This is a genomic window from Kiritimatiellia bacterium (genome assembly GCA_028715905.1).
Taxonomy (GTDB): domain Bacteria; phylum Verrucomicrobiota; class Kiritimatiellia; order JAAZAB01; family JAAZAB01; genus JAQUQV01.
The window spans coordinates 1-10,040 of the sequence record JAQUQV010000068.1 but is presented as its reverse complement, the minus strand read 5'-3'; the positions used below and the strand labels follow the sequence as shown (position 1 = coordinate 10,040).

Sequence of the window (10,040 nt, the reverse complement as noted above, 5' to 3'; positions counted from 1 at the left end):
CCAATCCCGGCAATTGCTGGAGCAGGCGGTCAGGAAGGTTCTGGACAGCGAAGATCCCGGCGTCGTTTCCGAGTACAAGGCGAAAATATTAAAGGAAATCGGGAGGATACAATGAGAAAAAGAACGTTAATGTGGTGCGCGGTGTTGATTGTTATGCTCATGTCGGCCGCGGCCTGGGCAATAGATTATGGCCCGAAATACTGGACGCCGACGGAAGAAGTGGTAACGCCGCACATCAAATGGGCGAAACCCGACGCCCAGGGGCCGCTAAAAGTTCTTTTTATCGTGAGCAGGATGGGCATGCGCGAAGTGGTGGAGCTGGCCCAGCGCATGGAACTGCAATACACGGTCTTTGCCGTTGGCGGCCACTATTATGCCTTTAGACGTTACAACGAATTTGTCTCGTATGACAAGCATGATCCCGACCGCAGCCGCGACGAAGAGGCGCTGGCGGAAGATATTGAGGAAAAACTTGACGGCACGTACGACCTGATAGTGATGGGCGCCGTCAACTTAAAAACGTTCCCGTTGTCCGTGCGGTATAAATTGCTGAAAAAAGTGAAAGAGGGAACGCCCCTGATCGGATTTAAAAATTATGATGGTTATTATAAACGGGCAACCGCCAGGAAAGAGAAGCCGGATTTACAGGCTTTATTCCCATACAAAGGTTTGCCGGCTTTTGCCGGATACAAGGACAGGGAGGCCTGGCTTGACGCCACCCTGGAACTGGCGGCATTCGGCAAGGGGAAAATCCTGACCTTGAAAGGATATAACGTTCCGCCCGGATTGCAGGCGCTTACGCCCGGTCCAACGGGGAATATCTTGGAGCCTAAATTTGCGGAATATGACTATTACCTGGCCTGGATCGGACAGTTGATGCGGTTTATGTCAGGGCGGATGTCGGTTCAAGTGACCGGCCGTGATTATGTTTTAACCAATCGCTGTGACTTGGCCGGCGTGGAATATTCCGTGTCGGGGCCGGAGGGGAAGGCGGTAACCTGCGCGTTTGCGTTCCGGAATGATAATAATGAAGTCCTGGCCGGCCAGGAGAAGCAAGTCAAACTTTCCGGCGGGGGGACGGCCGTGTCTTTTGGCGTTCCGCGGCCGCCGGCCGGCCGGTATTTTGCGGACTTATGGGTGAAAGAAGGCGGCAAAGTTCTGGCATTCGGATCTTCCTTCGTGGAATTAACCGGCGACACGCTCATTGACGGGATTGAATTAAAAACGGATTACCGGCAGGAAGAAAAAGTGACAGGGAAAATCAGGATTGCCACCCAAAAAGCGGCTAGCGGGCTTGGACTGCTGTTGCGCCAGAGGGACACGTATGGCCGGGTGACAAGCCGGGCGCGTCTTGATGTTCCGGCGCTGGAGCCCAACGCGGCGCGGGAGATGAGCTTTGAGTTGTCCGGCGGAAAACCGCTGGCCATTGTGCAGTACCTGGAAGTGGAACTGCGCAAGGACAATGAAGTCCTGGATCGGGAGCGGAAAGCGTTTTCAATTTCAAACCTGTCGCCCGGTGAAGACATCCGGGTCTTGCATTTTATGGGTAACTGGGGCAACTCGCCTTATTCATATCCCGGTTATCGCATGTTTGCCGAGTTGGCAAAGGCCGTGTTTGACACGCAATACGCATATGTTCTTACAAATGCGTTCCTTGCCAATATCAGGAGTATGCCCTGCCCGCCGGGATTCTCGCGCCTGGCGGACAAGAAAACGGATCATTACAGGAGCAAATCGCGCACGGCTGACGATCATGTCCGCGAGCCGTGCCTGACCGACCCTGAATATCGGAAAGAATTGGCCGATGACCTGGCCGGAAGAGCGGAAAACGGCCGTCTGTTTTCCACGACCGAATTTTCCATGGGCGATGAATGTCTGTTTGTGGAAGGCGCCTTTGAGCTTTGTTTTTCGCCCACCTGCGCGGCCGCTTTCCATAAATTCCTGGCGGAGGAGTATCGGACGGTGGAGGCCATGAACGGCGAATACGGGACGGCGTACAAGTCGTTTGATGAAGTTCTGCCGATTACCCTGAAACGGGCAAAGAAGGAAACAAACCTGCAGCCGCTCTGGGTTGATTACCGGCGGCATATGGAAAGCACCTGGGCGGGGATATTTCCGTTTTGCGCGGAAGTGATCCGGAAAATTGTGCCCGGCGCAAAGATCGGCTATGAAGGGAGCGACACGCAAGTCAACAGCTACCGGGGCGCCGATCATTACAAGCTCATGCAGGCGATGCAAATCAACGGGACTTATGACGGCGCGTATGTGCCGCATGCCGTGGCGAGTTTTGCCAGCCCCGGGACGGTGTTGGGATTGGGCTGGTATGGGGGATATAATGCTCATCGCTGCCCGGAGTTCCAGCGTTACATTGCGTGGCGGCATCTGTTCCGGGGGGCGAACTCATACTGGATTTATACGGCCAATGCCTGCGGACAGCAAAGCGTAATGGCGCCGGACATGTCTTTTTATGATTTCTTCCAGGCCAACATGGCGGAATTGCGCGAGATCAAGCGCGGGGCCGGAAAATTGTTGATGACGGCGCAACGGGCGGATGACGGCGTCGCTGTATTGTATTCGGCCGCCAGCGTGCACGTCGGGACGCTGACGGACGGTTTGCCGGTGATGGAACGAGTCTTGAACGCATTGGTTACGCTGCTTGAGGATGCTGGTTTTCAATTCAAAATCATTTCGTATGAGCAATTGGCGGCGGGGGAACTGAAGAAAGGCGGGTACCAGGCGCTCTGGATGCCCTATGTCCAGGCGCTGTCAAGAAAAGAGGCGGCGGAGGTTGAATCTTTTGCGCGCGCCGGCGGAACGGTGCTGGCGGATTTGCGCCCGGGCGTGCGGGATGAGCACGGAAAGCCTTATGAAAACGGCGGCATATTGGACGACGTGTTTGGGGTAAAGCAGTTGACGGCCGGGCCGATTGCCACGAACTGCGACGTGAGCGTCAACCTGGAAGGATATTCAGGGACAATTAAGAAGGTGGATTGCGACTGGTCGCTTGGATTGGGGGCCGGCGAGGCGCGCGCGTCATTGGCGGGGAAAAAACCGGCGCTGATCATCAACCGCCACGAGCAAGGCAAGGCGATTCTCCTTAATTTCTCGCTCTCGGCTTATGCCGAGGTGGCGGGGGCGCTGGAAAACAGCTCCGTGAAAGCGGGGGAATATTCGGCGGAGTTTCGCGAATTGTTCAGGGCGTTGATGGCCCAGTCCGCGGTGGAAAAACCGGCGACGTTTGAACCGGAACTTGCGGGCGTGCGCCTGTACCGTTTTGCCCGGGAGGGCATGATTTATCTCGGCGTTCTTCAGGAATTGCCGGAGCCGGTCATGGCTTACACGGCCGGAGAAGCCAGGCCGCTCTCCGCCAAAAAAGCGGAGCTGAAACTGCGCGAGAAAAGCCACATCTACGACTCGCGCCTGGGTAAATATCTTGGCCGCTCGGATCGGATCAGGACGATGCTAGAGCCGGCCAAAGGGATGTTGTTTGCGCTCATGCCTTATGAGGTGAAGGGGATAAAACTGAACGTTCCCAGGCTGATCGGCCAGGGTGAAACGCTGGCGTACGAAGTGGAAATTGAGGCGGTGGAGCCCCCCCCCGGCCTGCATGTGTTCCATGTTGAACTGCTGTCGCCGGAAGGCGAGAGGATTCCCTATTACGCCGGAAACGTGGTTGGAGAAAAAGGAATGGCAAAAGGATCGTTTTCTCTGGCGCTTAATGAGGCGACCGGAAAGTGGAAAATTATGGCAAGGGACGCGGCAACGGGCGTGTCTGCGGAACGGACATTCGCGGTTGAGGAGCGAAAATAGAAAACATTGCGTAAATCTGCCGCGTAACGCGAAAATACGCGAAAGAAGAAAGGATGGTTTTTATGGACATGATCAAGACGATATTTTATGTGATGGCGCTTGTTGCCTCGGCATCATGCGCCGATGCCGTTGAACGGCCGTCTTATCCCTGCCATCGCCTGGCGCAGTCGCCGGTAATTGACGGAAAGGTTAATGACGCGGCCTGGCAAAACATGCCGGAGGCGATCGGTTTTTACATATACCGTGGCGCCGGTGAATACGCCGTTGAAAAACAAACGTCCTTCAAGGCGGGCTGGACGGAGGAGGCGCTTTATCTCGCGGTCCGCGCGGAAGAACCGAATCCGGAAAAATTAAGGACAACCGGCACCGTGCTTTGGCAGGATGACAGCATGGAGCTGATGTTGTTTCCATCCGGGGCGCCGACCTACACGCAACTGCTGGTGAACAGCAGGGGAGATCGCAGCGGAGGCCGGCCTGCCAGGGAATATAAATTAGCCATGACGGATTGGGAGGCCGCGGTATCCGTGGGAAAGACGGAATGGGCGCTGGAAATGCGCGTTCCATTCAAAATCCTGATGGGTGATCCGGTGAAAGAAGGCGACGAATGGGCCGTGAACGTGGGTCGTTATATATTTACCGGGCCGCCGGAAGAAAGAGTTACCTGTTGGCCATTCCTTGAAAAGGGATTTCATGACGTGCCTAATTTCGGAAAATTTGTGTTCAAGGGGAATATCGGCGATGATGTTCATGCCGCGGAAAAAGAAATCAACCGCGTCTATACCCGGCACATGGCGGATAAAATCAAAAAATTAGCCGGAGCGGCGGAACAGTATAAAAAAAATCTGGCTGAAATTAAAACGGCCGGGAGCGAAGGGGAAGAGGTTGAAAATTTGTTGCGGGTCTGGGATCGGGCGGTAAAAATGGCGGCAGAGCCGGAACCGGACGTCCGGGATCTGATTTTGCTGTCCAGAGATTGTGTCAAATTGCAGCGCAGGAGCAAGGAATGCGTCGCGCGGGTAAAATTGGAAGTTCTGCTTGCGGATTAAAACTATTATGCGGCGATGTAATTACAGCTGGTTTGGCGCCGGCCTGTCGGCTTTGTTTTTGACGTCCATGCCGGGCAGGAACGCTGATGCGGGAGCGAGATTTGACGGAATGGATGACGGCATGGTGGCGGCAAAACCAATAACGAAAGGCATGAGCGCCGTTACGGTGACAATGTGGGTCAAGGGGGAATATAAAATCGGCAATTTACTGCGAGGCCCGGTCATTATCCATTTTCAAAATGACATGGGATTTTACCTGTCCGGTCAGGACGGAAAAGGAAGCGGCTACCTTGATTGGGATAGAAACATTGCTGACAGTCAAAACTGGCGGCATTTGGCGGCGGTCTGGAGCAGTCCCGGGGTTGGCGACGGAAAGATGAAACTGTATATAGATGGGATCAAGCAGAAGAACGAACTGGCATATGCCGGGGGAACAGGGGGGCTCGCCGGCGGATATTTATGCCTGGCGGGGCGGTTTAATCATCGTATCGGCGCCTTTCGGGGGGAATTGGAGGATGTCCGTATTTATGACAGGGCGTTGACTGACGAAGAGGTTTTTGACGTGTATAGGGGAAATGGTTTTGACGTTGTAACGAACGGGCTGGCGGTCTGGTATCCCCTGAAGGACAAAGATGCGGAATTGATGATTGAAAACAATGGCTTCGCGATCCGGGACAAGTCCGGCAACGGCCGGCACGGGGAAATAAAGGGCGCGCCGGTCTGGAAAAACGACGACGCGGCGGCGCAAAAAAGGAGCGCGCAAATCGGGATTGCCTGCGAAAATCTGGGCCGGAAAAAGGCCAAATGCGAGACACTGCGGCAGTCCTTGACAAAATGGTTTGAAGAACATCCGTCCGGCCATATGAAATGGCGGGCGCGTTTTGATGAATTGAACAAAAAAAACAGCGCGACATTCCGGGAAATCGGCATGTTGCGTGATTATAACGAACTTCATGCCGAAATAGGATTGGCGGAGTTATATGAAACCAAATGAATTTCTTCCAAAATTTAAAAAAAACTTCACATCCATTATGTTTAAATATATTTTTAATGGTTTTCCATAGGGCCGGCGAGAATGTGGCATTTTTTAACAACAAAGGGGAGGCACAGATGAAACGCTTGATTGTAATTATTATCGGATCATTTTTTGCGTTGAACTGCCCTGCCGACACGCATTATGTGACGACTAACGGTTCATCAATAAATCCATATACCACCTGGGAAACGGCCGGCACGAGCATCATTGACGTGGTCAATGCCGCCATGACCAACACTGCGGACCGGCTGGTTTGGGTGTCCAACGGCACGTATTATCTGACCAACCAGGTAAGCATAACCAATGTTCTGACGCTCAAAAGCGTCAACGGGCACGCGCTGACGATTGTGGATGGGAATAATCCTCCGGGGAAACTTGTTAGCAATCGCTGTTTTTTTATCTCCGCGGCCGCCGTGTTGGATGGATTTACGGTTCAGAATGGCGTAGGTGAGGGCGGCGGAATTCGCGCCTATACCGACCCGATAATCCAAAATTGCCGGATAACGCAAAACAGAAGTTTAAACAATGGCGGGGGGCTGAATATGACTTCCCGCGCAATTCTGCGTAATTCCATTGTGGATAACAACATAGCTGCTGCGCGCGGGGGAGGGCTCTATGGCCAGGACCTGTCCCTTATAAATTGCACGTTTGTCAGCAATACATGTTTGGCCAATCAAGGCGGCGGCATGCGCATTGATTGTCCGGTTGACACAACCGCCAGGCTGGAGAATGTTGTTAGCTATTTTAACCAAGCGAACGGCGGTTCTAGCAGTAATTTCACATTTTACACCGGCGCGGTCGGCACCGGCTTATATTATATTGCCAACTGTTGCATTGCGCCCACGAGTTCGTTCCCCGGAGGGGGCAATCGGTATTATTACACCAACAACATCCAGTCCAATCCGCAGTTCATAGACAAGGACGCGGGCAATTGGCGGCTTCAATGGGCTTCGCCATGCGTCAATACGGGCACGAACGAGGATTGGATGCGGAATGCGGTTGACCTGGATGGCAAAACCCGCCTGCGTTACGGCACGGTTGACATGGGAGCTTATGAATGTATCTGGGGAGGCTCTTTGTACCGCTTTCATTAACATGAAAATATTCTTGAACCATTGCCATGTGGCGCCGGAGGGAACTTACAGCCGGAACGATCCGGCCCTGGGTTCTTTGCGCGGATTAGAGGAAATACTGCGCGCATTAAGCGCAACAAGGGCTGTGGCATTGGCGCCGTTCATGCATTGCATGCCGAACGACGGCTGGTACCGGAACCCCCTGCCGCAAGAAAACGCCTGCAATGAATGGCTTTACAACGAGATCCGCAATTATCCGGAAATCACGGCGTTTATTACGGTCAGTCCGAAAAACCCCGAAGCAGGCAAAATCCTGGAAACATACGCGCGCAAGGGATTTAAAGGCGTGAAACTCCATCCGCCGGTTTTCCAGGTCGGTCTGGACGAACCCGCAGTGGATGATTTCTGCCGCCGCGTGGAAGAGATCGGCCTGCCGCTGCTGATTCATACCAGCTCGCACGGATGGCATCCGGAAAAATACCGTCCGCGTCTAATCGGCCTGCTGGCCGCAAAATATCCGCGGCTGAAAATTATCGTGGAACACATGGGCGGACGGGATTATTTTGAAGAGGCTTTGGCGATGCTTGAAAAATATAAAAATTGTTATGCCGGGTTGACGTCAACGTTGCAGCCCCGAACCGGGGACAACCGGCCGGATGCCCCCGCCGGCCTGGAAAACTCCAGCTATCTTGCGCCGGAAAAGACAATGGAGATTGTCAGGCGAATCGGCTGCCGGCGCATAATCTATGGCATGGATTATCCCTTTAACAACGCCGCGCTGACGGCATCCGATTTGGAACATATCCGGGATTGGCCGGTCAGCGCGGAGGAGAAGGAATACATTCTTTGGAAAACACTGGAAGAACTGCTGGACGCGAAACAATCATGAAAAAACCGGTGATTATGATGAAAAAAAAGGGCATGTATGACAATGCGGAAATTATGAGCGACTTTGACGTTGCGGTGATCGGCGGCGGCCTGGCCGGCATTTGCGCGGCGATTGCCGCGGCGCGAAAAGGCGCGCGCACCGTCCTGGTGCACGACCGTTCCGTCCTCGGCGGCAATGCCTCCTCCGAGATCAGGGTGCGCATCAGCGGCGCCAGTTGCGGCGGCTGGCTTCCCAATGCCCGCGAGGAAGGCATTGCCGGGGAAATCGTTGAAAAATCCATCAGATTTAACCCCGAAAACCGCGAAGCGGGCATAAGCGTCGTGATGTGGGAGTTATGCCGGCAGGAGAAAAACCTTTCGCTTTTTCTGGACACCTGTGTTTATGAGGTTGAAAAAGAGGGACGGATTGTCAAATCCGCAAGGGCGGTGCAATTATCAACCGAAAAGAGATACAAATTCAAAGCCGCGTATTTTATTGATGCTTCCGGCGACGGCATTGTGGCGGCCGCGGCGGGCGCGGCGTATCGCATCGGGTTTGAGGCGAAAAGCGAATACGGCGAAACCCTGGCGCCGGATAAGGCCAATAACCTGACCATGGGCGCATCGCTCGGTTTTCAGGCCGAGGATATGGGCCATTCCGTGCCGTTTGTCAGGCCGGAGTGGGCTTATCATTACCCGGATGACGACGCCTTGCCTTTTAAATTGAATTTTGTGTCCGGCGCAAAGAAAGGCGGTTTTGCCTGGATAGAATACGGCGGCATCATTGATTCCGTCCGCGACACGCAGGAGATGCGCGAGGAATTGCTAAAATGCCTTTTCGGCGTGTGGGATCATTTGAAAAACACGCCGGGGCATGACATGGAAAACTATCAACTGACCTGGATCGGCATGGCGCCCGGCAAGCGGGAGGGGCGGCGTTTCACGGGAGAATACGTGCTGACTGAAAAAGACTTGAGGGAAACAAACGCGTTTGAGGACGCCGTCGCCTACGGCGGCTGGCCGATTGACATTCATGATCCGGAAGGATTCAAAGGCCGGGGGATTTACGCCTTTCACGGCATGCTTGACTGGATTTACTCCATTCCGATGAGATGTTTGTATAGCAGAGATTTTGACAACCTGTGGTTGGCCGGCAGAACCATCAGTGTTTCCAAAATCGCCTTCGGCTCCACGCGGATCATGGGCACGCTGGGCATCTGCGGCGAAGCGGCGGGATATGCCGCGGGTCTGGCCGTGAAAAAGAAACAAACCTGCTCCCGGACGGCAAAGCAAGATTATCAGGAAGTCCAGCAGGCTATTTTAAAAAATGGCGGATATATACCCTGGAAAAAAAACGAAGACGGAGCGGATCTGGCGCTGGCCGCCAAGGCCAAGGCGACGAGCGAAGCGGCTTGCGAATTGATTTCCGTGAGCGAATTTCTAGAGCTTGACAGACCGCGGGGAGTGATGTTCCCGGTAACGGCCGACAGGATTGATGCCGTTGAATTATTGCTGAAGAACACAAGCGGCAGGGAAATCGTCCTGGCCGCGAAATTACGGAAGGCCGTTTATCCCGGCGATTTTTACCAGGAAGAAATTCTGGCCGAGGCGCAGGCATCCGTTGCGCCCGGCACGGGCTGGGTTGCGTTCCGATTTGACCGCTCCTTGGCGCCGGGCTTGTACTGGGTTTCTTTGCCGGCCGCAAAAAATGCCGGGTGGGCCGCCAACCGGGAATATCCGGTCGGCGTTTATTTCGGCGAGCAGAACCTGGATGAATTGAAAAAGCTGGCGCCGTTTTTTCCGCCCGGGGTCAGTACCACGCGCTGGATGACGGACACGAACGCTTCGGACGGATTGTTTGACGCTAACGGCGGCTTTCTTGCTCCCGCTCCGGGCAGGCGAAAAACCGGCTGGACAAGAAATGCCGTCTGGCATGCGGGAAACCAAAATCTCATTAAGCTGCCTTGCCCGTGCTTTAAAATCTTTCCGTCAAGCAACGCATATGCTCCGGAAATGATTATAAACGGCATAAACCGGCCGGAAGTTTTTCCAAATCTCTGGATTTCCGACCCGGAAAAGGGATTGCCCCAAAGCCTGGCATTAAAATGGGAAAAGGCGCAACGTTTCAATTCAGTGCACCTGATTTTTGACAACGATATTGACGCGTTCCGTCCGCCCGTAAAACCCCGGCCGGTTACGGTGAAGGAT

General features: G+C 54.0%; 6 protein-coding genes. All 6 read left to right on the top strand.

The genetic code is table 11. The annotated features are described in order from the left end of the window. The first annotated feature begins 111 nt into the window (after nucleotides 1–111). The gene (locus PHP98_10540; GenBank protein ID MDD5484064.1) at nucleotides 112–3,810 is read left to right on the top strand and encodes a beta-galactosidase; all 3,699 of its coding nucleotides are present in this window, start codon (nucleotides 112–114) and stop codon (nucleotides 3,808–3,810) included. A 62-nt stretch (nucleotides 3,811–3,872) separates the two neighbouring features. Next, complete coding sequence (locus tag PHP98_10535) at nucleotides 3,873–4,856, top strand: sugar-binding protein (GenBank protein ID MDD5484063.1); 984 nt, start codon at nucleotides 3,873–3,875, stop codon at nucleotides 4,854–4,856. A gap of 109 nt (nucleotides 4,857–4,965) precedes the next feature. After that, the gene (locus PHP98_10530) at nucleotides 4,966–5,850 is read left to right on the top strand and encodes a LamG domain-containing protein (protein MDD5484062.1); all 885 of its coding nucleotides are present in this window, start codon (nucleotides 4,966–4,968) and stop codon (nucleotides 5,848–5,850) included. A 116-nt stretch (nucleotides 5,851–5,966) separates the two neighbouring features. Beyond that, nucleotides 5,967–6,986 (top strand): choice-of-anchor Q domain-containing protein, encoded by a 1,020-nt coding sequence (locus PHP98_10525; GenBank protein MDD5484061.1) that lies wholly within the window; start codon nucleotides 5,967–5,969, stop codon nucleotides 6,984–6,986. Nucleotide 6,987: 1 nt separating this feature from the next. Then, nucleotides 6,988–7,854, top strand: a complete 867-nt coding sequence (locus tag PHP98_10520) for an amidohydrolase family protein (GenBank protein ID MDD5484060.1) — start codon at nucleotides 6,988–6,990, stop codon at nucleotides 7,852–7,854. Next, on the top strand, nucleotides 7,851–10,040 hold a 2,190-nt coding region (locus PHP98_10515; GenBank protein MDD5484059.1), incomplete at its 3' end, for an FAD-dependent oxidoreductase. The genes PHP98_10520 and PHP98_10515, both read left to right, overlap by 4 nt.

What these genes read in the sequence shown, in the direction of transcription:
- PHP98_10540 (MDD5484064.1), top strand. Translation starts at nt 112, where the DNA reads ATGAGAAAAAGAACGTTAATGTGGTGCGCGGTGTTGATTGTTATGCTC.
- PHP98_10535 (MDD5484063.1), top strand. Translation starts at nt 3,873, where the DNA reads ATGGACATGATCAAGACGATATTTTATGTGATGGCGCTTGTTGCCTCG.
- PHP98_10530 (MDD5484062.1), top strand. Translation starts at nt 4,966, where the DNA reads ATGGATGACGGCATGGTGGCGGCAAAACCAATAACGAAAGGCATGAGC.
- PHP98_10525 (MDD5484061.1), top strand. Translation starts at nt 5,967, where the DNA reads ATGAAACGCTTGATTGTAATTATTATCGGATCATTTTTTGCGTTGAAC.
- PHP98_10520 (MDD5484060.1), top strand. Translation starts at nt 6,988, where the DNA reads ATGAAAATATTCTTGAACCATTGCCATGTGGCGCCGGAGGGAACTTAC.